This window comes from Ancylomarina subtilis, assembly GCF_004217115.1.
Taxonomy (GTDB): domain Bacteria; phylum Bacteroidota; class Bacteroidia; order Bacteroidales; family Marinifilaceae; genus Ancylomarina; species Ancylomarina subtilis.
This window is the reverse complement of sequence record NZ_SHKN01000001.1, coordinates 1273480-1299947: the sequence shown is the minus strand read 5'-3', so window position 1 is coordinate 1299947 and position 26468 is coordinate 1273480. Positions and strand designations below refer to the sequence as shown.

Annotated in this window: 19 protein-coding genes; 17 read left to right on the top strand and 2 right to left on the bottom strand. The window is 35.7% G+C overall.

The annotated features are described in order from the left end of the window. The first annotated feature begins 406 nt into the window (after positions 1-406). The 9 genes from EV201_RS05250 (at position 407) to EV201_RS05210 (ending at position 13668) form a co-directional block, all read left to right on the top strand. On the top strand, positions 407-781 hold the full coding sequence (locus EV201_RS05250; RefSeq protein ID WP_130306332.1) for a VOC family protein: 375 nt from the start codon (positions 407-409) through the stop codon (positions 779-781). Between the two features lie 76 nt (positions 782-857). Next, positions 858-2498: a diflavin oxidoreductase gene (locus EV201_RS05245; protein WP_130306331.1), complete on the top strand. Its 1641-nt coding sequence runs from the start codon at positions 858-860 to the stop codon at positions 2496-2498. Positions 2499-2884: 386 nt separating this feature from the next. Beyond that, positions 2885-3916, top strand: a complete 1032-nt coding sequence (tdh, locus tag EV201_RS05240) for an L-threonine 3-dehydrogenase (RefSeq protein ID WP_242610459.1) — start codon at positions 2885-2887, stop codon at positions 3914-3916. Between the two features lie 225 nt (positions 3917-4141). Further along, positions 4142-4693, top strand: coding sequence for an RNA polymerase sigma factor (locus tag EV201_RS05235; protein WP_130306330.1), 552 nt, complete (start codon positions 4142-4144; stop codon positions 4691-4693). A gap of 158 nt (positions 4694-4851) precedes the next feature. Continuing rightward, the gene (locus tag EV201_RS05230; protein ID WP_130306329.1) at positions 4852-6042 is read left to right on the top strand and encodes a FecR family protein; all 1191 of its coding nucleotides are present in this window, start codon (positions 4852-4854) and stop codon (positions 6040-6042) included. 188 nt (positions 6043-6230) lie between these two features. Then, positions 6231-9488: a TonB-dependent receptor gene (locus EV201_RS05225; protein WP_207224392.1), complete on the top strand. Its 3258-nt coding sequence runs from the start codon at positions 6231-6233 to the stop codon at positions 9486-9488. Between the two features lie 11 nt (positions 9489-9499). After that, positions 9500-10945: a RagB/SusD family nutrient uptake outer membrane protein gene (locus tag EV201_RS05220; protein WP_130306327.1), complete on the top strand. Its 1446-nt coding sequence runs from the start codon at positions 9500-9502 to the stop codon at positions 10943-10945. Positions 10946-11289: 344 nt separating this feature from the next. Next, positions 11290-12393 carry a TlpA disulfide reductase family protein gene (locus EV201_RS05215; RefSeq protein ID WP_130306326.1) on the top strand — a complete coding sequence of 368 codons (1104 nt, stop codon included), beginning with the start codon at positions 11290-11292 and terminating at the stop codon, positions 12391-12393. A gap of 90 nt (positions 12394-12483) precedes the next feature. Then, complete coding sequence (locus EV201_RS05210) at positions 12484-13668, top strand: thioredoxin family protein (RefSeq protein ID WP_130306325.1); 1185 nt, start codon at positions 12484-12486, stop codon at positions 13666-13668. An 85-nt stretch (positions 13669-13753) separates the two neighbouring features. Here the strand turns inward: EV201_RS05210 and EV201_RS05205 are convergent, their stop codons facing one another. Then, positions 13754-14629 (bottom strand): YybH family protein, encoded by an 876-nt coding sequence (locus EV201_RS05205; protein WP_130306324.1) that lies wholly within the window; start codon positions 14627-14629, stop codon positions 13754-13756. A 440-nt stretch (positions 14630-15069) separates the two neighbouring features. Here EV201_RS05205 and EV201_RS05200 point away from each other — a divergent pair, with 440 nt between their 5' ends. The 8 genes from EV201_RS05200 (at position 15070) to EV201_RS05165 (ending at position 25222) form a co-directional block, all read left to right on the top strand. Beyond that, positions 15070-15792 (top strand): CPBP family intramembrane glutamic endopeptidase, encoded by a 723-nt coding sequence (locus tag EV201_RS05200; RefSeq protein WP_130306323.1) that lies wholly within the window; start codon positions 15070-15072, stop codon positions 15790-15792. 150 nt (positions 15793-15942) lie between these two features. Beyond that, the gene (locus EV201_RS05195; RefSeq protein WP_130306322.1) at positions 15943-16986 is read left to right on the top strand and encodes a hypothetical protein; all 1044 of its coding nucleotides are present in this window, start codon (positions 15943-15945) and stop codon (positions 16984-16986) included. A gap of 165 nt (positions 16987-17151) precedes the next feature. Next, positions 17152-18354, top strand: a complete 1203-nt coding sequence (locus tag EV201_RS05190) for a cation:proton antiporter (protein ID WP_242610458.1) — start codon at positions 17152-17154, stop codon at positions 18352-18354. Between the two features lie 462 nt (positions 18355-18816). Next, positions 18817-19077 carry a DUF3781 domain-containing protein gene (locus tag EV201_RS05185; protein ID WP_130306320.1) on the top strand — a complete coding sequence of 87 codons (261 nt, stop codon included), beginning with the start codon at positions 18817-18819 and terminating at the stop codon, positions 19075-19077. A 369-nt stretch (positions 19078-19446) separates the two neighbouring features. Continuing rightward, positions 19447-20025, top strand: a complete 579-nt coding sequence (locus tag EV201_RS05180) for a Crp/Fnr family transcriptional regulator (RefSeq protein WP_130306319.1) — start codon at positions 19447-19449, stop codon at positions 20023-20025. An 80-nt stretch (positions 20026-20105) separates the two neighbouring features. Next, positions 20106-20597 carry a phenolic acid decarboxylase gene (locus EV201_RS05175; protein WP_130306318.1) on the top strand — a complete coding sequence of 164 codons (492 nt, stop codon included), beginning with the start codon at positions 20106-20108 and terminating at the stop codon, positions 20595-20597. Positions 20598-21097: 500 nt separating this feature from the next. Continuing rightward, the gene (locus tag EV201_RS05170; protein ID WP_130306317.1) at positions 21098-24280 is read left to right on the top strand and encodes a P-loop NTPase fold protein; all 3183 of its coding nucleotides are present in this window, start codon (positions 21098-21100) and stop codon (positions 24278-24280) included. A gap of 210 nt (positions 24281-24490) precedes the next feature. Next, a complete protein-coding gene (locus EV201_RS05165) occupies positions 24491-25222 on the top strand; it encodes a hypothetical protein (RefSeq protein ID WP_165389592.1) in 732 nt (243 codons plus the stop codon). Positions 25223-26057: 835 nt separating this feature from the next. Here the strand turns inward: EV201_RS05165 and EV201_RS05160 are convergent. Next, on the bottom strand, positions 26058-26255 hold the full coding sequence (locus EV201_RS05160) for a hypothetical protein (protein WP_130306315.1): 198 nt from the start codon (positions 26253-26255) through the stop codon (positions 26058-26060). Positions 26256-26468: the final 213 nt, after the last annotated feature.

Sequence of the window (26468 nt, the reverse complement as noted above, 5' to 3'; positions counted from 1 at the left end):
TCTTTATTGTTTATGAATGAGCTTTTTTGATTGATTAATGAATTTATTGCTTTAAGTTGTGTTTGTGGTTAATCATAATTTATTTGTATGATAAAGTAGATTTCATTGATCACTTGCTTAACAATAAATCTCAGTATTTAATCTTGTTTTCTTTCATTTTATATATGGAATTTTCTTTTCTAAATAGAGGGTTTGTGTCTGCGTAACATGTAGGAAATGAATAATTAGGGAGTTTTAGGTCTTTAAATCAACTATTGCGACTAAAAATGTTTTTGAAATCCATTTATGATAAAATTCTGATGACATAAGAAGCGTAAAGTTTGATTGCCGTTTTGAATTTTATAGATTTATATTGCTGTACCTAATGTTATAGTGACACTAATTTGTATAAATTAAATTTTCTATCATGAAAAAAGAAGAGATCCTAGGATTGAGAACTGTGGTTTATAAGGTTGATGATTTACTTCGGGCTAAAGAATGGTATTCAAAAGCTTTTGGCAATCAGCCCTATTTTGATGAGCCATTCTATGTGGGGTTCAATATTGGTGGTTATGAGTTGGGATTGCTACCGGAAGATAAGGACGATGCCCAAAAAGGAGAAGGTGTTATAGCATACTGGGGAGTGAATGATATAAATATGGTTTATGCAAACATGTTGGAATTAGGTGCAAAAGAACACGAAAAACCAACTAATGTTGGCGGTGAACTCATGGTTGCAAGCGTCTATGATCTCTGGGGAAATATTATTGGTCTAATCTATAATCCTGAATTTAAGTTATAAGATACTGTTTTTATTTAGTTTGATTCCAAATACGAATAATTAAGGATATCTTTGTCCGGAAATTAATTCAAGCTAAATGAACACATATATATACAAGGCCAAGAAACAGGCTTTTTCAATACAAAATATCAAGAGTTTTGCGTCTCCCATCACCATTCTCTATGGTGGGAAATCGGGAAATTCAGCTTTTATAGCCGAACAAATCAGGCTCCAGTTTCTGAAATATGAATTGGAACCTGCTGTTTACAGCATGTCTGATTACGATGTGAATAATCTGGAGAATGAGAAATACCTCTTTATTGTTGTGAGTACAAGGGGGGAGGGCGATCCTCCGGCTCAGGCACAGCAGTTTTATAAATTTCTGATGGGATCTAAAGCTCCCAAATTACCAAATTTGAATTTTTCTGTTTGTGCCTTAGGCGATTCGAGTTATCAATTTTTCTGTCAGACAGGTAAAGATATCGACCAGCAATTGGGAATTTTGGGAGCCACGCGTTACGCTGAGCTTACGACTTGTGATTTGGCTTTTAATACGAAGGCTGAACAATGGGCTTCCGGTTTGTTGAATAAATTTCAGAATAGAGTGAATGGCGATGTTGTGGATTTGAAATTTGGTCAGCATGCTTTAGGGCCAACCTTTACGCTCAAGCTGAAAGAAAAATATCGAATCAGTGGTGAAAAATCAGAAAATGAGATAAATCACCTGGTTCTTCAAACCGATCATCCCGACTTTACATACCAGGCTGGTGATACCGTAAGTATAAAGCCCAAAAATCCATATTCTTTAGTGGTTCGTATTATGATCAAATTGGGCTATTCCCACGAGACGATAGTCAAATATAAGGATAAGAAGAAAAGTATTGAAGAGTTGTTGGCTGTGAAACTGGAACTGACTTGTTTAACCGAAGAGGTACTTCGTGCTTATTTAAAACATTGTGGAGATCAAAAACTGGCAGCTTTGTGTGCGAATCAATCCGAATTACATAACTACTTGCAATATGCCGATGTCTACGATCTGATTACAGACTATCCCTGTGAGATTGAGGCTAATGATTTTGTTCAAGTCCTTTGTAAGGCTCAGCGTCGTTTGTATTCGATTTCATCCAGTGCAAAAGCGACTCCCAATGAAGTGCACTTGACGGTGAAACAGTTTAATTACTCAGCATTTAATCGCGATCGTATTGGTGCTTGTTCTTCATATTTAAATAAAGGACTCCAGTTGGGATCTAGTTTTAAAGTTCAGTTTATTCCCAATGAAGCGTTTCGCCTTCCTGCTGATGAATTACCTGTTATCATGATTGGGGCAGGTACAGGCATAGCACCATATTTGTCTTTTTTGAAAGAAAGGAAGGCAAGGAGAGCAACTGGCGCGAATTGGTTGATTTTTGGTGAAAAACAAAAAGAACACGATTTCCTCTATCAAAAAGAACTGGAGGATTTTAAAGAAGCAAGGCTTTTATCACATTTGGATTTAGCTTTCTCTCGAGATGATGACAAGAAGGTTTACGTTCAGGATCGGCTTAAGGAAAATGCCAAAGAGCTTTTCAAATGGTTAGAGAGTGGGGCACATATCTATGTCTGTGGGGCTGTTGCTATGGGAAAAGCAGTTAATGAAACCCTTATTGAATTATTAACTGATGAGTGTGGAAAGGTAAAAGCCTTGGACTACTTCGATCGTCTGCAGCAAGAATCTCGTTATCATGAGGATATTTATTGATTTTCTATTTATTAAACTGTATAGAACGATTAAATACGAATAATAAAAAAAATACAGCAAGTATTTTGAAAATGAAGATTTTGCTTTTGATTTGAAATGGAGGCTATAGATGAAACTGCAGACAAGGAATCAAAGGCTTGTGTCTGCAGTTTTTTGTTTGATACATTCTTTCTCAATTAAGAATGTTGGTTTGTGTAATTGTTTGATTTGTTGGTGTATTGATAGCAGATGTGGGTTTATTCTGTTTCTTTCGTTAATTTCTTATTGACATATTGATATTCTATCTTTGTTTTTATTATTTTCGAAAAATAATTCAAAGGCATTTTTTCGGCCTTTCTATCAAAATACAACATACTTTAACTTACAGATTTACTTATAATACGACAATGGCTAAAATGAAAGCTCTAGTAAAATCCAAAGCAGAAAAAGGCTTATGGATGGAAGAAGTTGATGTTCCTAAAATAGGCGTTAACGACGTTCTGGTAAAAATTAGAAAAACTGCTATTTGCGGTACCGATCTACACATTTACAAATGGGATGAATGGGCTCAGAATACCATTAAGCCTGGAATGATCATTGGTCATGAATACGTGGGCGAGGTTGCTGAAATAGGAGCTGGTGTAACTGGTTTTAAGATTGGTGATCGTGTAACAGGTGAAGGCCATATTGCATGCGGACACTGTAGAAACTGTCGTAGAGGTCGTAAGCACGTTTGCGAAAACACAGTAGGTATTGGTGTTAATATCGATGGTATTTTTGCTGAGTATGCGGCTATTCCTGCATCGAATTTGATGAAGATGAGCGATCAGATTGAGGACGAATTGTTGGCAATCATGGATCCTTTTGGAAATGCAACGCATACAGCTCTTTCTTTTTCAGTTATTGGTGAAGATGTGCTTGTGACTGGTGCTGGTCTTATTGGTTCGATGGCCGTGGCTATTGCAAAATTTGCTGGTGCACGTTACGTTGTGGCGACTGAAACCAATCCTTACAGAATTGAGTTGGCTAAGAAAATGGGTGCTACACGTGTTGTAAATCCGATGGAAGAAAGTCTTGATGATGTAATCAAGGAGTTAGGAATGATTGGTTTCGATATCGGATTGGAATGTTCAGGTGCGCCTGCAGCTTTCAACGATATGGTTTCTCATATGTACAATTCAGGTAAGATTTCCTTATTGGGTATTTTACCATCACAAACTCAAGTTAACTGGAGTGATATCATTTTCAAAGGTCTTCAGTTGAAAGGTATTTATGGACGTGAGATGTACGAAACCTGGTACCAAATGGAGCAAATGTTAATGAGTGGACTGGATCTGTCTCCAATGATCTCACACCGATTTGATGCTGCCGATTTCCAAAAAGGTTTCGATATTATGGAAGAAGGTAACTGTGGAAAAGTTATTTTGAACTGGGAATAATCCAATTAGATATATTTAGTTATTTGAAAAGCTCAGCATTTTGCTGAGCTTTTTTGTATCTGTCGTTTTTTAATGATTAAATACGCATAAATTCTAATGAATCATATATTAGTTTAAGCTCTTGTAAATTAATGTGAAATGAAAAAGTATTTACATTGGGTTGATTTAGATTGAATAAAAGAGATTTGCATATTAGTATAGCTTTCTTACTTTTATCAACAGAAAATGGACAGCCAGGAACAAGATATCATCAGAAAATTTAAAAGTGGAGACGAATCTGGACTTCGCCTCTTGTTCGATTTATATTACTCTTCTCTTTGTGTATTTGCCTACAAATATTTTGATTCCTACGAAAAAGCTGAAGATGTTGTACAGGAAGCTTTTATTACTCTTTGGGAAAAAAACAGACTGATTAATTTTACGGGGTCCATAAAATCTTATCTCTTTAGCATAGTTCGAAATAATTCGATTAATAAGATTAAAGAAGATCGAAAGTATCGTTTTGAAGAGATTGAAAATCAATCATACGCGATTATCGAAGATAAGTTTGAATCAGAGAGTCTGGAAAAGCGAAGAGAAAAACTCTATCGTGAAATAGAGATGTTGCCTGAGCAGTGCAAAAAGGTATTTGAAGCCATTGTTTTCGAAAAAATGAAGTACGCCGATGTTGCGGCTGAATTAAATGTATCCCTCAATACGGTCAAAACGCATTATTCAAGAGCTTTGAAGCAATTGAGAAGTTCGTTGGATGTCCTTTTATTAATAATGCTCCCTTAAATAACTCCTATTCCCGAGTGCTTTTAGAATAAATACTCATACAGATAAAGCTTATTTTAAGCCTTTGAACCATTCTTTTATAAGAAATTTAATAAAAGTTCAATTTTCTTGTCACCCATTTTCACAATTATCACTTATAGGGGTAAAAGCATGCAAAAATGAAATTTTCCGAAGAACATATTGTCTCATTAATTATCGCTTATCAAGAGAGGGTTATTTCTGATGAGGAGATTAATGAATTGAGTGAGTGGTTGGATGCAGATCCGGATCACGCGAATAAATTCGCGAAGTATCTGGCTTTACTAAAAGAAGGTAAAGCTGTCAGTCAGTTTGATCAAATAAAATCAGACGAAGCCTGGACAAAGATTAGTAAGTCATTAACGATGCCTAAAAAAGAAACGAAGGTAAGAAAGCTAAAAACCTGGTTCCCTCATGTGGCTGCAGTTGTGGTCGTTTCTCTTGTGAGTTATTTTGTACTTCACCAGGTGAGTTCTGACTTTGATTCCAATAAGACTTACAATTTTGCTGAAGTATCAACAATTGGTTCAAAAAAAGCCATTCTAACACTTGAGGGAGGTCAGAAACTGAAGCTTGAAAAAAATCTCACTAAAGTTATTTCAGAAATTGATGGAACACGTATCAATAAAGATTCTACAAACAGCCTGACTTATAATAATAGTCAATCGCATAAAACGAAGTTGATTTATAACCGGATTGATGTGCCCAGAGGAGGAGAGTATAACCTAATCTTGGCTGACGGCACGCGGGTATGGTTGAATTCTCAATCATCATTGAGATATCCTGTGCAATTTATGGGTAAAACACGTCAGGTTGAATTGACCGGTGAAGGGTATTTTGAAGTCGCACATAATCCCAAACAAGCTTTCATTATAAAGGCGCGTGATACTGAAGTAAAGGTGTTGGGGACAAAATTTAATGTTTCGACCTACGATGACGAGGAATTTATTGCGACCACCTTGATTGAAGGTAGTGTAGAGTTGAGTTCTCTAGGGGAAAAAATACGTTTAAAGCCAGGCTTTCAAGCTGTCATAAAAAGAGGTGATGATGAATTTCAAATACAAGCCGTTAATACAGATTTGTATACATCCTGGATGAAGGGAGTGTTTGAATTTAGAAATCATTCTCTTGAAGATATCTGTCATCAGTTGAGTCGATGGTATAGTGTGGAATTCTTTTTTGTTGAAAACCAGTATCGTCAATTGCGATTTACAGGTGCAGTAAAAAGAGAGAAATCAATAGACTTTGCCCTTGAGATGATAGAAAAGATGGCAAATGTCAAGTTTGCGATCAAAGATGATAAAATTATAGTAGGTCGACCTACTGATTAGAATATATTTTGTTGGCGGCCACCAGCAAAATGAAAAAAAACAGGAAATGCGGCCACATTCCCTGTTTGATTATTAACCATCCATTGAAATTAAATGTCAATGGTAGTATAAATCTAGACCCTAAAGTTATGAAAAAAAACCTGAAGTGGCGGTGTTTATCACCAGCCATAAGAAAAACCTTGCTTATTATGAAGCTCAGTTTGATTCTATTTTTCGCTTTTTCTTTCCAGTTATCAGCTTCTGTACTATTGGGACAACAAGTGAGTATTAATACCGGAGAAGCTTCTTTAAGAACCGTCTTAAGTGAATTGAAAGAACAAACAGGAACTTACTTTATGTACAATGAAGAGGACGTGGATGCTTCATATAAAGTAGATCTTGATATGCAGAATGTGAGTCTGGAATCAGCTTTGGATGAAATCTGTAAGCAAATTCCTTTTGAATATGAGATTATTGAGGATTTTGTGGTTTTTACTAAAAAAGAGCCCAAACCCGTTCAGGAACCAGTGCAGTTGAAAAAAGAAATTAAGGGGAAGGTAACTGATAAGTCAGGTTCGCCTTTACCAGGTGTTTCTGTGGTTGTAAAAGGCACAACCATTGGTGCTGCAACCAATACCAATGGTGAATTTACACTGAGAATACCTGAAAATGCTGATGTATTGCTGGTTTCTTTTATTGGTATGGTTCCTCAGGAAATTAAATTGGGAGATAAAACACAATATGCAATTGTACTTAGACCCGATGAAGGCATGATGGATGAAGTTGTAGTGGTTGGATACGGAACAACGGCAGTTCGAGACTTTACAGGTTCTGTGGCTCGTATCTCTGAGAAAGAACTGGAAATGAAAAATGTTCCCTCTTCAACCTCTTTATTACAAAATATGGCTGCAGGTGTTATGGTAAGTGGTAACACAGGCCGTCCGGGAGAAGTTGTCAGAGTTCGTGTGCGTGGGGCAACGTCACTTTCAGGAAGTAATGAACCCTTGTATGTGATTGATGGGATACCTACTGATGATGCCACAATCTTAAATTCGATACCCCCCTCAGATATCGCTTCGGTAGACGTGCTTAAGGATGCATCGGCATCGGCAATTTATGGTTCGCGTGCCGCCAATGGTGTGGTGATGATCACTACCAAGAGAGGTCGATTGAATGAAAAAGCAAAATTTAATGTGAGTTATAACTCCTCATTTGATACGCAGATTAAGAACTTTTCGATGCTTGATGGCAATGAATTTCGTTCTTATTTGACCGATTTGGCTAAAGCAACCTTAGAAGTTGATCCGGGGAATAGTGCCGCAGAAGATATTCTTGATACCGAAGGTGGTTACCTGGGCGATGCAAATACCAATTGGTTTGATAAAGTGAAACAAACCGCCAGAAGACAAAATGTTGATGTTTCGGTTCGTGGGGGTAGTGAGAATATTTCCTATTTCGTTTCAGGGTCTGTATTGGATCATAAAGGAATGGTTGTAAATGATGACCTGAAACGCTATTCCGGTCGTGTTAATTTGGATATCAATTTGAGTCCTAAATTCAAAATTGGAACCAATATCAATCTATCATATACGGATAGAAATAATTCTGGAACATCTATGTTTTCTGCACAGGGACATCGTCCGGATTTACCCGTTTATGAAGAAGATGGTGTTACTTTTTACGATGTAAATCCAGTTGCCGAATCAACTGTTGTAAACAATTCTGATGAATACAGAATATCAGGGAATGTGTATGGAGAGCTGGAGCTTACTAAAGGATTGAAGCTGAAATCGAATATTTCAGTTAATCAGTACATGAACTATAATTATCAGTTTCACCCCAGTTATTTAAGCTGGTACAACGAAGCATCTGCCAGTAAGGAAGAAAGTAGGGGGTACAGAACTGTGTTTGATAATACGGTGAGCTACACGAATACTTTTAATGAGCTTCATTCTATTGATTTTGTTGGAGGGCTTTCATACGAAGATTCACAAAGTCAGTGGGCTTACCTTTCGAAGAATGGTTTTGCCATGGATGAGATTTATACCAATGTATCGGCGGGTACAGAGTTTGGTCAGTCTTCTGACGGTAAAGAGGAGCGTGGCTTATTTTCTTCGTTTGGTCGATTAAATTATAAGTACAACGATAAGTATCTTGTAACGGTGACAGCCCGTTATGATGGTTCGTCTATGTTTGGAAAGAATAATCGTTATGGTTTCTTCCCATCCGGGGCACTAGCCTGGAGAATGAATAAAGAGAGTTTCTTAAGCGATGTGGATATTATTAATGATCTAAAGCTGAAAGTATCTGCAGGTAAAACAGGGATTCAGAACTTATCCAGTTATTCCAATAGAGATTTATATCGTGCAACTAAATACAATGATGTTCCGGGTATTGAGCATTCTCAGATTGGGAATAAAAATATTCAGTGGGAACTATCAACCCTATACGATGCCGGATTGGATTTTGCTTTATTCAATTACCGTTTGACAGGATCCATGGGCTACTATATCAAAGATACAGATGACTTAATTAGAAGTTTTTCTTTTCCTTCAAGTATGTCTGTAAACAGCATGTATTATAATATTGGGAGTGTTAGAAATGAGGGCTTTGAATTTAATGTTAAAGCCAAGATTATAGATAAAAAAGATCTGAAGTTCGATTTTGCTATTAATCTGGCTACCAATAAAAATGAAGTTAGAAAATTGGAGAAAGAAGGCTCAACGGAGAATTCAAGCGGAGCGATTGTGCAGGGAACAGGTTCTCAGGTTTTGGCCGAAGGTTATGCAATGGGCTCTTTCTTTGGATATAAGTACAATGGGATTATTCAAAATCAGGAGCGTATTGATGAGCTGGATGCCAATGCCGTAGAAAATGGAAACTCTTCTTATTACGGTTATTTATATCCGGGTAATCTTGAATTAACCGATCTTAACGAAGACGGCAAGGTTGATGGTAAAGACAGGACGATTATCGGTAATCCTGATCCCGATTTATTTGGGGGTATCATTGCCAATCTTAGCTATAAGGGATTCTCTTTTAATGCCAATTTTGGATTTCAGATAGGTGGCTTAAAACAATATGGAAAAGCTCTGCAGAATGTGCCAAGTCAGTTGACAGGTCTTGTTGATTATAATCTTTATAATCGTTGGTCTCCGGAGAATACGGATGCTAAAATTCCCGCAATTTATTTGGGACAGGGCGTTCCTGCATTGACCAGTTTGAGTTTATATGATGCATCCTATTTTAGATTACAGGACCTAAGAATCTCATACGATCTTCCTGAAATTAAGAAATTTTCAGTTCAGGGGCAAGTTTACGTGTCGGCAACAAATTTGTTCACATTGACCTCTTATCCTGGTACTGATCCGGCTACAGTTAATTCTTATGGCAATTTTGGTGGAAACTATGAAACCAGTTATCCGGGAATAAGAACCTACTCAGTTGGATTGAAGTTAAATTTGTAAAAGCTAATCAGATGAAAAAATATATATCAATACTACTGTTTGTCTTTATATTGTTTGGTTGTTCAACGGACGATTTTTTGGACAAACAACCGCCTTATGAGGCTGATTTGGATGGAGCAATTACCAGTGCTAATAATGTTGAATTGGCATTATTGGGCGTATACGCAAACTTAGCTGCCGATGCATACGATTCAAGAGATATCATGGTTGAGGGGAGCTTTAGGGCAGGTACCATGAGAAAACCCGATTGGTGGACAAGAGGGAATGCCGTTTGGTATTACGAACGCTACTGGCCTGTGCTGGCAGGAAATGGAAGTACTGAGTGGTCTTACGATTATTCATTGATTAAGAATGCAAACTTTTTGTTATCAGCAATTGATGGCGTGAATGATTTTGAAGGAAACCGTAAAGATGAGATCATTGGTGAGTTGCATTTTTTAAAGGCGTTGGCTTATGAGCGTTTGATGTTGCGTTTTACCCAATATTGGGATGTTAACAGTAATTTAGGCCTTATCATTAGAAATGAATTGCCATCACTTGATAATGTGAAAAAAGAGCGCTCTTCCGTGGCAGATAGTTACCAAATGATTTTGGATGAGTTGGAAATTGCGATCACAAAATGCCCGGATTACAAACATAGCTCTCAGGCTTCGAAGATTGCTGCTAAGGCACTTCAAACAAGGGTCTTGTTTCAAATGGGGAAGTATTCAGACTGTGTTAACATGGCTAATGAAGTCTTGGCTCATACCGAGAATGATTTGGCTCCGGATTATGCAACCGTTTTTACCGATTGGGAAAGTACCAATGAGATCTTGTTTGCCAGAGTGTTTGGTGCTTCTGAGGCTCCAAGTTTAGAAACTCGACTGACATCATTTAGTTCTGGAAAGTGGGGCCCTTCTCCAAATTATCTCGATTTATTGGGTGATGATCCCAGATACAATACAATCATTGGGGATACGGTAGAAGTTGATTATCGCTATGGACTTGCAGGGACCGTTTATAAAAACGCAACGGTTAAAAAACTGGTTAATTCAGCAAACGATTTACCGCTAATTTATTTGCGTACAGCCGAAATTTACTTGCTAAAAGCAGAGGCAATTTATCGCGGAGGGGGATCATTGGATGATGCATATGCTCCCATTGCTGCCCTACGGGCTCGTGCAGGAGCAGGTCCGGTTGCACATGCAACTCAGGAGGAGATTGAAACGGCCATTTGTAATGAATGGTTGATTGAGATGTCCTTTGAAAATTGGAATGAATATTTTGCATTGAGACGTTTTGGTGCTGAGAAATTACTCCAGCGTAACGATATTCTGAAAGAAGCTTTGGATAAAGCTATCGAAAAAGGGCCTGAGGCAGAGGCACAATACCGTAAGCGTATCGAAGATCTTAGGATATTGCCTATCCCTTCAAGTGAAATCAATGGAAATCCGGTAGATCAAAATCCGGGTTACTAATTAGAATAGAATCCTTTAGGGAAATGTAACAGAAGAGACTGAACCCCAGGTTTATCATTTATAGAATGCCTGTTTCTGGCTTTGACAACCATAAAACGACCAGGGGGGCAGTCTCTTTCTATTTATATCAGCAGAGTGACCAAATGGTTTTTATCTTAAATAACAAGGAAATCATTTGTGCAATCAGGATGGTATAAATAGAAGCTTATTTCTGTAAATAAATTGCAAAAGGAAATATTGTTTGAAAAGTTTGTACATAGGCTCATTATGGCTTGTGGTACGATGTGAAATTCTATTTAACTTTTCGGTTCTCAGTATCTGGGCACCAAACACCTTGAATCTTTATGATGAAACATTTTAATAATTACATCTTAATCTTGTTATGTGCCTTGTGTCTTTTGTCATGTAGTGAAGATAAATCCTTTCATCTTGAGGGAAATATCGAAGGGTATTCCAAAGGGATGGCATATTTGAAACAATTTAATGGGGACAAATTTGTTTGTATCGATTCGGTAGAAATCGATCAGGGACACTTCCATTTTTCGGGAAAGACCAATCAGTCTCAATTGTGTCAGATCGTAGTGGAAGGCTACAAATACCCCATTCGTTATTTCTTTTTAGAAGCAGGACAATTGGACTATAACTCAAAGGTTAAGGAGAGAAACCTGACTGTTCCTGTCGTGAAAGGCACGCCGACTCAAAATGCGTTTAATCGCTACACCAGCGATAGAAATGTTTTGTATCGCAAAATCCTGGCTCTGAGAAGAATCAAAGGAAGGAATGCAGACGAAAAAAAAGAATGTCAGTTGCAGATTACTCGTTTGGAATTGCAGATGATGGAGCTGGTGAAAGCATTTATTGATGAAAAAAAATTACCAGTCCTTTGCTTATATCTGATTAAAGAGAATTATATGTACGAGAGTGATACCGTTGAGCTGGCAGGTAGATTGAAGCCTTATGCAAAAGAATATGCACAGCATCCTCTTTATAAAGCGATTCAGGCTAGGGTTGAGGAATTGAATCGAATAGCTCCCGGCCAAGAGGCTCCCATTTTCGAAATGGAATCATTGGAAGGGGCAATGATTAATCTTTCAGACTTTAAAGGAAAAACGACTTTAATTGATTTTTGGGCATCCTGGTGTGGCCCCTGTAGAAAAGAGAATCCCAATATGGTCAAACTCTATCAGGCCTATCATGAGAAAGGACTCGAAATACTGGGCGTATCACTAGATAAGAGTAAACAGAGATGGGCCAAAGCGGTTGAAAAGGATGATCTGACATGGCATCATGTGTGTGACTTCCAAAAGTGGCAATCTCCTATAGTCAAGCAATATGCAGTGAAAGGCGTACCCTTTACCGTTTTAATCGATAAGCAAGGTCGGATTATTGCAAGTGGTTTGCATGGTGAAGACTTGAAAAGAAAGATTGAGCTAGCATTAGGGCTCTAAATTATTCTTATCAGAGGTGAAGAGAAAGATATCTGATCTCAGATCTCATATTTCCTTTGATATAAATCTATACTTATAAATGAAAGTGTTATGAAAATAAAAATAGTATCAATTTTAGTCTTGTTTTTATTGTGCCGCAATGCATTCGGCGAAAATACGGAAGGAATTAAATTTTTTCACGGAAGTTGGGAAGAGGCTAAGAGCAAGGCTAAAGAAGAAAATAAAATTCTGTTTATCGATTTTTACACCCAGTGGTGCGGCCCCTGTTTTAATATGGCAAAAACCGTGTTTGTTTTACCGGAAGTTGGAAGTTTCTACAATCATAAATTTATTAGTCTGAAAATAGATGCCGAAACCAAAGAGGGGGCCATATTAGCAAAGCAATATGCGGTGCGATCATACCCGACTTATGCATTTATTAATCCGGAAAATGAAAAAATTGTTCATCGCAGTGGCGGTCGAAAGTCTGCTGAAGATTTTATTGCCCTGGGTAAAGCTGCACTCAATCCTCAAATGACTTCTGAATATATTTTATCAGAGTACAATAATGGGAATCGATCCGAAGAATTTATGATTGCCTATGTCAGGTATATGGCGTCAATTTATAAAAGAGATGCTGTGATTTCAGGCTTTGATGAAATTGTTAAGAATGGCGGAAAATTAACGGATCCTAAAATATGGGAACTGTATAAGGATTGCATCTCCGGATACGATAATCCCTATTTAAAAGAAGTGTCTGATCATTATACGCAATTTGTCAATTTGTTTGGAAAAGAGGCCGTTGATGGTAAATTGGCTAAAGAAACAACTTATTGCAGTGCCGACTTTATGGCTAAACTATGCGATTTTGAAGGGAAAGCTTTTAATATTCGATTAAAAAAGATCTCAGATCAGATCTACAGAGAAAAAGATTATGCCAAAGCTATTGCAGCGCTTGATGCACTGATTGCAGATACAATACTTGATAAACAAAAGGTGATTGATCGCCTGAAGTTTATGGTGAGGCTTAATAAACGTTATGGCCCGGAATATCCTGATGAGTGGTTTTACAAATGTGTTGAATACCTGCGTTATATAGCTTACAATGATGCAAAGAGAGATGATGTGAGAATTCATTTTGATTACGCTTTAGCTTTAGAAATGATGGTTGAGAGAGTCGCTATAACAGGACAAGAGATTCCTGAATTTTTAAAAACAGCTCCAAAGTATGGCAAAGAAGAATACTCCTCAAGACCAGCAGAGCTAAAAATGAAACCTAAATATCGAAAAAAATAATATCAAGCAGAACATTAACTTAAACCACCTCGCAATGGAGGTGGTTTTGTTTTTCAAATTTTGAGATACAATTTTAAATGCGTTGTTATCGTTTTGTTACAGTAAACACAATCCAATCACCATCCTGTTCCTGTTTGTATTCCAAATTCAGATGGTTGGCAATGGCGGTCCAGGCTGCTTTTAACCATTCATTCATTTCTACAGAATCAACGCCATAGAATTTTTCTTCTGCCGATAAATGCGTCCAATCGGCTTTTGTTTTGGCTTTAACCATAGTGTCTGATTGTTCAAGGGTTTCCATCCGGAAATTCTTAAATAAATTCATGTTCCACTTATAGCCGTTCATAAAGTATTTAAGATGATCTTCATCTTTAGGCTGCCAGCCATCAGCGTGAAGTCCTCCAATATATTTACCGTATTCAACAGGATTTACTTTTTTTGATTTGGCAAAATTGATACTGGCGGCAAGCTGAGCAATAAAGTTATCTTCGCAAATTTTGTATTTGGTTTCAACAGAAGGGGAGTTTGTATTCCAAATATCTCGTTCTATCTTCCATTTCCCACCTTCTTTGCGCCAGGTGACAATGTATTTCCCCTGATCAATAATATGGTCATTGTCAGCATAAAGTGTATACAGGCCTTCTTCTATCGCGATATGACCGTATGCAGTAGCCGATAGGGTTTCTAAAAGAACTTTTTTAATTCCCATTTTCATTCCCACTGTCCAAAACTTATTGATGGCTTCGTGGCCTTCAACTATTTCGCTATTTGTTGGGAATATTTTGGCATTGCTGGTGTAACAGGCTGTTACTGCATCAGGACTAGACTGATTGAATGCCTCGATAAAGACTTTGTTGGCCTTTTCAATATCCTTACTTACATCTGCTGACTGTTGAATACAACTACTCAATAGCATTATGCACGTAACACTGATTCCGAAATAAAGTGCTGTTTTTTTCATTTCAAAATGATTTAGTTGACTATTATTTAAGATTTTAAAGACTACAAAAGTTACGATATTAAGCTGATTAAGTCAATGCATGTTTTGATTTTGTTGAGTTTAGGGCTGAGTTCTTTGAGGGGTGGAAAGCTTGCTTTGTTGTTCCTTTTCTTCGATAGCAAATATTTTAGGATAGAAATGCGGCCTTAGGTGAGAATCTTTCAATATCCAGGATTTTGAAATGTATCTCCTTCCTTTAAAGTCGGGCTGGTTTTATCTGAAGGCTTGGTTCTAAAGTTTTTTCCCATTTTCACTAAAAAGAGTGTTTTATTTCAGAGGTTCCTTTCTCATTTTAGGTGCAAAGTATATTGTTTATCAATTGATTTTCATAAATTTATTAGTCTTAAATGCTTTCATCAGTTGCCCGATATAATTAAAATGGGATAAAATAAATCGAAAGAATGCTACTAATTATAATACTTGGAAATCTAATACCGGTGATCTTTGGAATTATTGCTTTTAAACAATGGAGAAAAGCAGGGCTCAGCAAAAATGAAATTGGTCAGAAATTAGGATTCAGACCTTTTTTTAAATTTCAATTACTCACAGGACTTTTAATTGGAGCGGTAATTTTTGCCTTAATTTTTCTAATATTCTTATATGGGGATTTACTAACTATCACCCAATTTTCATGGACCAATGGGCATTTCTTCAAGATCGTTTTAATCTTCGCAGCCGCAGCTTTCGCTGAAGAAATAATATTTAGAAGCTTTTTCATAAATGGATTAAAACTCTATTTAAAGTCAACGGCACTCATTATTTTCATAACGGCACTTTTTTTTGGCTTTGTTCATATGTTTAATCAGGGTTCAACACACTTATCTACACTAAGTGCATTCATCGGAGGAATTATGTATGCCCTTGCATTCATTAAAACAGAAAAATTATGGCTGCCAATCGGATTACATTTCTCCTGGAATTTCTTTCAAGCTTTTGTGTTTGGATTTCCTGTTAGTGGGTTTGTTATTGATGGATTATTTAAAATAAATATCTCAGGACAGGAATTTCTGACTGGAGGAGAATATGGACCGGAAGGTGGCCTAGTTGGCATTATTGCACGTTGTCTTGTGATATTTACAGTTGGGTTAATATATAAATCTAATAAGGACGGTAACAAAGCTTGACAAGTTTTTTTATGTGAACTTGATAACTTGCTCATAATAGTAATACTAGGGGTGTGCTCAGCTTGTAAAAATAAAAAGCAGTAAGTATTGAGAATAGTTATTACCTTTTAAGTACTATTATTTTAAATTGTTTGAAATAAACGACCGGATATGAAAACGGCATTATTAAATCAATTATTCATATTTCTAACTTTTATATCTGCAGGTCCCATTGTTGGAAGTGCACAAACCACGTATACACCTGGCCCCGCAAATCTGGATACTTCAAAATTTGCACATATATATTTCTTCAGAGATAAGGTGGATGAATTCCCAGACAATTGGTTATCTGTAATCATTAATGATGATAGAGGCTTTTGTGTAAAGGCCAAAATGAATCATATCTACAGGGTAAATACTGTTTTGACAGGCGACACACGGTTTCAAACAAATATTAATAATGAAAAAATAGAAATATTACTTAAGCTTTATCCCGGGAAAAATTATTACGTTGAATTAAAGCCTGAAAAAAAAGGGGATAAACGTATTGTTGGCAGAATGAAAATTCTTGATGAAACTGAAGGGATAGAAAGGATACAGGCCTTCCACAATACGGTACAAGACAGGTATTGCATTTTGCCATTCACAGGAAACAACGATTTTCGAGAGAATGCATGGAATGATACGATTCGGTGGTTTGCGAGTGATCAATACGATTACTCTTTTATGCCTTTGCCCTCCTGGGAGTTAATATTAAGATCGACTTATCGCACAGCGTTTACTTTTAGGAACAAATTAATCTCAAATACCTACTCTGAAGGTGGTGGTATTTTGTATCAGCAGCTAAAAAAATGCCGTTCAGAAATAGAATTTGAAAATTATTGTCGGGACAAATTCATAAAATCAACTTTAGATAAGCGACGAGATTCACTGATCAGTTGGGAAATAAAACCCCTTACAATTCCTTATGGGATTAAGTATGCTAAAATTGTTAATATTGAAAACCGTAGTATCGCTGATAATTTATCGAATGGCAAGCCACTACTTATTCGTTCAACATATGTGGTTTTCTTTTGGACGGATCAGAAAGGCAAAGGAAATACAGCTTGTCTTTACACTTCAGAAAGGGGACTCCCCAATGAATTACAAGCTATTTCAATCTTGGAAGAGCGTATCCTTTGGTCTTGGAAAAGTTTTATGCTGGTGAAAAAGTAACAAGAGCTAACTGGTCATTTATCAAAAAAATAAATCGTCATAAAAAGTTGAAAGGGTTCGTATAGCAAACTTAATAAAGCCGACCCCGTAACATTGGTTGCACACTACTGACGAAGGTCAAAATTTTGAGTCTCTAAATAAATTGAACAGATAATTATGAATGTTATGTTGAGTATTGGAATATTAATATTCACTGGATATATTGTTGGCGAGTTGGCTGAAAAAATAAAACTCCCTAAAATATCCGGTTATATTTTGGCTGGTATCCTACTAAATCCTGATTTGTCAGGAATTATGTCGCATGAGTTTGTTACTCATACCGATCCATTGCTTTCTGTTTCATTAGCCATCATCACATTTTCAATAGGGGGTTCTTTATCCTTAAAAAAACTGAGGACTACAGGAAGTAAGATTTTAACACTGACCGTTATGGAATCTTTGTTTGCTTTTATTTCGGTCTTTCTGTTTATGTTTTTCACCCTTTATTTTTTCATTCATATTTTCGATTCGGTTTATGTCGTGATAGCCATTAGCCTTGTTCTTGCTTCTCTGGCAGCCCCTACCGATCCATCTGCAACATTGGCTGTTATTCATGAATACAAAGCTAAAGGCGAGGTGAGTTCAGCAATGATGGAAATTGCTGCATTTGACGATATTGTGGGCATTATTATTTACACCTTGGTTACGGCATTTGCGGCCTTTTTTTTAGGGGAAACCGATATCAAATTTAGTCAGACATTATTGGAGCTTGGGAAAAGCATTGGGGGTGCTATTCTGGTAGGTGGAAGTGTTGGACTGTTATTTAATTTCATCATGAAAATATTGAAAAAACAAGAGGAGGGAACCTTAATTGTTTTAAGCTTTGGCTTAATATTATTAAGCTATGGCATTGCGGAGTACTTTGGCTTTGAGTCCCTACTATCTACAATAGCACTGGGAGTTGTTGTTATCAATTTCAATCCCTTATCAGATAAAATTTTCAAGCTTATCGAACGCTATACGGATGAACTGACTTTCGTGATCTTTTTTACTTTATCCGGCATGCAATTGCAACTATCTTCGATAACCGGCAGCTATGTGCTTATCTTTATTTATATCATTGGACGAATAATAGGTAAGTTTTTAGGCATTTATTCGGGTGCTAAAATGGTTAAGTCCGATTTAAAAATAAAGAAATATACGGCAGGTGGACTAATCCCTCAGGGGGGTATTGTAATAGGTCTTGCACTTTTACTGACCAAAGATCCTATTTTCGAAGAAACCGCATCCACGATTATGGGAATTGTAATAGGAGCAGCATTGCTTCATGAAATCATTGGTCCACTGGCATCCAGATTCTCCCTTAAAAAAGCCGGGGAAATAGACTAGGTTGACCACCCAAATTAAGTTGTATTAATCTTCCAGGTAAGAGTTTAATCGAATGTTGGATCTGCTATATCGAGCCTGTGGAAATTAGCTTATTGAGCCCGTCGAAGCACATAATTATATAGACCTATTCTATTTTATGTTTGCCATTTATTTTGTCTGACCCCAATATATTGTTTGTAAGTTAGTTTTCATAAATTTATTAGCTTTTATGAGCAAGCCTTGTGTTTGCCACTCATGCATTTATAAACAGAGATGACTTTTGCAAGTAAATAAAGGTCTCGATTTATTGCTTTAACTGTATACTAGTTTTAAACATAAAGGGTACAGTTGGAGTCATATAAGAGATATAAAGAGTATTGCACTTTACACATGCGTTGAGTATAAGCAGGGCGAACGAACAGTTCGCAAATTGAAAAATGAATAACAGACTAGAACTAATAAGGACTCTAAATCTGACCTAAAATGACAGCTAGCAAACAAAAAATTATTGAGAACTTGTGCTATACCGAACTTGTATACGGAAGGGTAAATAAGAAATTAGCAACCGATTTCTCAAAAGAACAAATTGAGACATTTATTGCAAAAATATTAAAAGAGACCCATTATAAGTTCTTCACGAAGACAGGAAAGAATTATTACGTGATTAATGCAGAGAATAACATTAGATTAACCATAAATTCGAATACTTATCGAGTTATAACTGTAGATAGAATTAAGAAATGATATATGCTAATATACAACAAGCATTAAGAAAAATATAGGCGTTTCGAGTAGGCCTCTGCTGGTGCGCGATTGTATCGCGTTCCTTAATAAAAAGATAAAAGCCACACGAAAGGATTCGTGCGGCAGCGGGGGCTAAACCTTTTTCCCAGGATCTTTTAAGCAGGCGCGTTCAATTGTTTTAAAATACCAAAGGTCTTTTTTTATTATTCGAATCCTTATAAGTCTTATTATAGGATAAAGAGGAGTAATTATATCAGGGGTGTTAATTGCGCTTGTTTATACAACTATTGTGTGTAATTTCATGAAATGAACAATTGGGATTAAAACTTATTGTTTTGTCTATCCAAAGAGAAATTTTAAAAAATAACAATGGAAAAACAGGTGCTTAAATCAATATTCTTGAATGAAATTCATCTCACTGATGATGAGTTTGATGATATTGCCTCCTTATTTAAAATACAGAAAATAGTCAAAAAGGAACATTTTATTACTGAGGGAGGAAACGCCAATCAACTTGGTTTTGTTGTTAGTGGTGCATTTTATTCCTCAATTTTAAATACCAAAGGCGAAAAAACGGTATTGCGATTTGCTTTTGAGAATAGTATAATCGGAGATTTAACCAGTTTTTTCTCAGGGGAGCATAGTCATTTGGATTTCACAGCACTCGAAGAAAGTCTTATACTGACCATCACATTAAATGAGTTGCAAGCAATTACCAATAAATATCCTGTTGTAGAAAAATTCCTAAGGGTGCGCATACTGGAGTTATATATTCAAAGTCAGAAACGCACGTTTGGTGCAATAAATACAAGTGCTAAAAAAAGATATTGCCTTCTTATTGAAAATCATCCTGATATTGCTCAACGGGTTTCCCAATCTCTTATTGCATCCTATTTAGGAATAAAAGCTGAATCGTTAAGCAGAATACGCAAACAACTTTTTTTGTAAATATTCTTTTTCTTAACCTGGGTTAAGTTTTTTATTTTTTTCAAGTGTCATATTTGTAATGAATTTAAAAACATGATGATATGAAAGATTTATTAGGCGCTCATTTTATCTATGAGTATGAGAATAGTTGGAAATACGAATTGTATATCAAAAACGAAGAAACAATTGATTATCGCATTCATACAGGTATGGTCGCCGGACGTTGGGTGAGGGATCAAAAGGTCGATATGGTTAAACTCACAAAAGGGGTTTATAAATTATCGTGGACCGAACCAACAGGAACCGATGTTGTTGTTGAATTGATGCCTGAAGAAAAGAGACTACATGGTATGATCTTCTTTCCTAAATGGGTCGAAGAGCATCCGGAAATAACGGTATGCTATCAGAATGACTTCATCAGCCTGATGCATGAATCCAGAGAGAAATTTGAAACCTATCCAAAGCATTTGGTAGGAGAGTTTGCAACAATTATTTTTGCTGAGAATTGTGGAATTAATAACGAAAAAGTGATTAGTTGTGCACCATATGATGGCATGATTGCTGATATTATTGCCGGTAAAATTGTAAACTAAAAAACGATATAGCTCGTTTTATATGTCATGCACTCGAATATTTTCGGGTGCATTTTTTTTTTACCCCCCGCGCGAATTATTCGCATCCAAATTTCAACGGTAATATACTCCCCGATGCATTGAGTACAGTTACCGAGCCGCCGCATCGAGCGAAGTCGAGATGTAGTCGAAATACGGTCACCGAGCCCGTCGAGCTGTGTCGAAATGCCGAAATACGGTCACCGAGCAAAGTCGAAGTATGGCCCTAACTATATAGATCAATTCTGTTTTATGTACACCAATTGTTTTACTTCTTTTAAATTTATTGTTTGCTTTTAAATTTTGATAAATTTGATAGGCTCTATTATTTTCAAAATAATAAAAGAGCATAAACCTGTACAATACATCCTATATAAGGAAATGTAGGTCAGGTTTTGTGAATACTTAAACAAGTTATGCCTCATTTAAAAACCAAGAAATCGACGATATTAAAATTGAATTAAGTCAAGAATCTAAACAATATGAAAAATCAAGAAAACCCAAGTTTTATTCAAAACGCTCCTCACGGTGTTGACAAATATGAAGGTAAATCTGCTGAAAGAGTTGCAGATGCAATTAAGAGTCATATTGCAGAATATAACGACAAAGATAATCTTGCAAAAATAATTGGTTTAGATGGTGAATGGGGTTCTGGAAAATCAAATATTATTAGAATTCTAACGAGCAAATTAGGTGATAATTATTATTTGTTCGAATATGACGCTTGGGGTAATCAAGAAGATTTGCAAAGACGTTCATTTTTGGAACAATTAACAAAGGTGCTAATTGACGAAAGAATTCTTGAAGGAGAGACAACAATATCAAAAAGAGATGGAGGTGAAGAAACTGTATCGTGGAAAGAAAAACTTAAATATCTTTTAGCACAGAAAAAAGAAACTGTTTCCGAGAAATATCCAAGAATAAGTAATGGTGTGGCTGCAGCAGGAGCTGTTGCAATATTAACACCAATATTTGTCTTTATTGCATATGCTTTTAAACCACAGCAAAACCAATGGTGGTGGACTCTTATTTCAATTTTCATTTCAATGATTCCTGTTTTAGTTAGTTTAGTTGTTTGGCGTATAGCTTGTAAAAAGGACAAAAGATATAATGATTTGGGATATCTATTGGCAATCTATAATGACAAGATTGAAAATGATGTAAACTACGAAACAATCAGTGAGAACGAGCCTTCTGTAACTGAGTTCAAGAGTTGGATGAATGATATTTCCAATTTTATTGAAGCTAAGAAAAAAAATAAATTAATAGTCGTTTTTGATAATATGGATAGATTGCCAGCAGATAAGGTAAAGGAACTTTGGTCTTCTATACATACTTTTTTCTCAGAAGATGGATATAAAAACATTTGGGTTATCATTCCTTTTGATAAAACACATTTAGCAAATGCATTTGGTGAAAAACCAAATGGTGAACAGCCTGAATTAACTTGTCATTTCATAAATAAAACGTTCCCTGTTATTTATCGAGTCGCTCCTCCGATTGTCACAGACTGGAAAAAAACATTTAATGAGTTCTTTGCAGAAGCGTTTGGAGAATCCGAAAATGAGGAGAAACTGACCATACAAAGAATATTTGGGATTTGTAAAGAACATATAACTCCAAGGGCAATAATTGCCTTTGTTAATGAAATCGTTTCATTAAAAAGAACTTGGCTTGATGAAATTCCACTCTTGTTTATATCCGTATTTGCATTGAAAAAAGACATTATACTTAAAGCTCCTGTATTAAATATATTATCTGGAAGTTATCTCGACAAAATCGAACGCATTGTGCCAAACAATGAAGAATTGCAGAAATATATTTCTGCACTCACTTTTGGCATAAACGTGAAATTAGCAGAACAAATTCCATTAAAACAATACCTCCAAAAAACGCTAAAAGGAGAACCTAATTATGACATAAATAAATATACAGACAATAAACACTTCGTTTCAATTCTTGATGATGAATTGAAGGATATTGACCCAGCATTAACAGAGAAAGCAATTCTAAGCTTGTCAAAATTAGAACCAGAAAAAAAATTAAAAATCACGCCACAATGGAATGAGCTTGTTAAGTTGCAATTAAAGAATGAGATATCTTCACTTATTTTTTCTGATTCGCATAAAGCATTATTACTAAATGCTGATAATTCCTATAAAATCAAATTTTCAAAGTACCTATATAATGGTTATCTAAAACAGAAGGAATTTAATGGAGCATCATTCTTTTCAGCTATGGAAGCTTTTGAAAATTTCACTAAAACAAATAACTTAAAAATCTCATTTGCCGATTTTATTGTGCCTAAAAATGTTCTGCCGGAGATTTTTATAGACTATGTGAATCTCTCTAAATCAAGATTTAACGACTTTAAAATTACCTGTGACAACAAAAATCTAAATAGCTATTTAATTGATCTACTGGAAGACGGATTACCAAATATGGATTTCATTGGGTACTTAATTAAGGATGAGACTTACAATTTCACTACTCTTCAAGAAAAAATTGAATCAATGATTTCGGGTAACAAATTGACAGTTGCAAATTTCCCAGAATTAATAAAAACTTACAAACTAATATCTGAAAGCAAGCCTTTACCTACACAACTTTCAACAGCTCAAGTTCAAACATTAATAAGTAGCATTAAAGATGACAGTCAAGCCAGTTATTATGATTTAGTAGCTATGGGACTAGTGAATAAGCAAATTAATACAGCATATAGCGAAGGACTTGATGAAGAAGTTGCAAAAGTTATAGAACATTATATGACTTATGGTAAACTCTTAATATTAGCGAAAGATTGGGGAAGCGACTTATTAAGAAAAACAGTGAAAGCAATGACTATCAAGTCTTTTGGGAAAAAGATGCAAATCCTAGATGTTTTGCCTTATTTTGAGGAAATAAAAACAGCAATAAGTATAACTTCAGAATCATTGCTTCAAGAACTAAGTCTATGGGAAGATTCAATCCCAAGCATTACAGTTGATAATATTGAAACTCAAATCCCAAAGTTCAATTATTATAATTATTCCACGGAAACAAAGAATAAATTAACAGAGCACATAAATAAAATAGCGATTGAAAAACTTAAAACTATTCCTGAAAATGATTTGTATGCTCAGCGCAATACAGCAACATATTATTGGCTTAACTGTGCTGCAATACTAATTGAGAATAATATAATTAAATCATTACCGGAGAATTTAACGGATTTTAGCAAAAAAGTATTAGTTGAAATAGCTTCCGGTGTACAACCAATTCCAACTTCAAACAGCATTTTAGAACGGATAATTAAAAAAGCAAGTAAGAGTAAACTTCAACCAACAATTAAAATAATCTGTGACGAATTTTGTAATAAAACCAAGATAATTAATCCATCATTGTTTGTCTATTTTGCAGAAAATTTTGATTTTATAAATAAAATGACTTCACGCTCAGGTGACATCACACGTAATATTCTCAACGATGTATTTTCAAATCCAACTTGTTCAAAATTAATATTAGACAATAGCCCTGGATACATTAATAAAATCAATGAAGCTGGAGATGATGCAGAAGATTTAAAATCAAAAATCTACCAGATGTTACAAAATAATCCAACAGATGAATTGATTCATTTTGCTTCAGCGATTGGTGTGAAAATTGAACAAAAAATTGATAGTTAAGGAGTGAAAGAATGAAAACGAGGCATAACACTTTGTATAAGTAATGGCAGGCAATGCGATAAATATTAAGCTTTGTAGTCCGCTCAAATTGCGTAGCGGTTTGACAGGGAAGTACCACGCAATCTGCCACTACTCATACAATTTACCGTTAGCGACTATACGATGAAGATTTTTATTATACTCATATTCTCCTGTATTTCGGTCAATCTTTTGGCTACAAATCAGGTGAAAGATATTTTAATTTATAAGGGAGATACATTACAGTTGTATTCTTCTCCACTTGAACAAATTGATGGTATAACAGAAAAGCTATTTGAATTAGATTCAACTCTAAATAGTTCATCTTTTTGTTGGCGTGGATTTGAGGCAGAATGGGTCATTAAAGACGAGGTTTTACATCTTAAGAAGGTGACTGAATTTGATACTAATAAAATCATTAATAAATTGATTGAAAAGATTGTCGGTATAAATTTTAAGAATGGACCTATAAAGGCAAATTGGGTTAATGGTAAATTTTGGGCTGGTATGGATTATGATTCTGAAGCTAGTTCAGCATATCAAATGATTTATAAATCTGAAACCAAATTTATTATCGAAAATGGAGAGATGAAAAACATCGAACTTAAAAGTTATTCTCCTTGCGAATATCAATCTCAAGATTCAATATACAAACATATATATTCGAAAATAGACTGGACTAATATTAAATCAAATAGTAGAGCCGCTAGGCTTTCTATCTATGTTCTGACTAATGAATCAGGACATATTATTCACACAGGAATAGAAAATTCAACGGATCTTGGTTTCAATAATGAAATTCTTCGGCTTATAAGATTACTACCATGCCGAAATGTATATTATAGTTATGGCGTTTTTAGTCAAATCGGTCAAGTTATTGAGTTGACACTTAATAAGGATAATGAAGTGAAGTACAGTCGCTAACAAAAGTAACCATTGCACAAGTCGACAAATTGAATCATTCACTACTTTTTTACAGCTTGTGAAAAAAGATTGCCTTGTAAATCAGCTCGTTCTGTTTGTGTGAGAATAGCATATTATGTGGTTTTCTGCATTTTTGGAGTTGTGCAACAGACACAAAAGCTAAATTTCATGGGAGCTGATGTGTTGTTCGAAAGTTTAGTTCAATTAATAAACACCGGCAAGCCCATTTTTAAATCACGAACACCTTTGAAATAATTATTCGTGAGTAACTAAATTGGTTTGTTCAAAATATAAACAATTTCACTCGGCTTGCTTCTTTAGTGCATTACTCACTTCGTTTCGTGATCTCCCTCCGGTCGGTAGATAAGTTTACTCTTTGGAATCGCTTACGAACCATTGTAAAACCGTTAATAGACCAAATTTAGCCCACAAAAACAAAGTTTCCTTATAAATAAAACAGGGTGTAAACTGGTTTTATTTCTGATAAAACGATCTGTTTTGGTGACGAATGAGGTGAGATCTGACGTTCACTTTTCTGAAAAGGCATCAATTTGATTCCTTAAGGGCTAAAAAAAGCTCAAAAATAATTAACAATAAGATAGTTTAACTTTAAGATCGTAGCATTTCAATTCTGATCAGCCATGCTACGGCTTATTTCAATTTATCCCGTTTTTTTTTTGTGAATTTGAATGGTCTTTTACATGAAAGCCCATAAATAAAGGGCTTGGCTAATGTTCTATGTCTGATTTCTTGGATTCTTGCGCTTAAAAATCCTGATTTTAGAGTGCGAGACTCATTCTCGCACCTGCGGGAGTGAGTCTCGCACGTGAAAATGTCAATCTTTCATGCTTTTCTCCAATTCTCGCATCTGAAAATCCGGAGTTTCACGTGAAAATCCCCACCTTTCAGTTTTTTGACGATTCTCGCATGTGAAAATGCTCAGAATAGGGTGCAGGGCTGAGTCTCGCACGTGAGAGAATTGCTCCCGCACCGTTTTCCCGGACATTTTCACCATTTTCTTGAGATCTTTCACCCAAAAATGTGCTTAAAAAGGGTGAATATTTGACTCTCGCAGTCAAAAATACGGCCTAAAACCATAAAAGAAAGAGCATTGTGAGAGTTGTGTATCTAACATAAGTGTGTACGTTTTTATTTTAATGAAGATTTTTTTCTTTAAATGATTTTAAGCTTTAGCTCTCATCAGTCGGTTATTATCAGCCTATCTATTTTCTTATCAATTCAATCG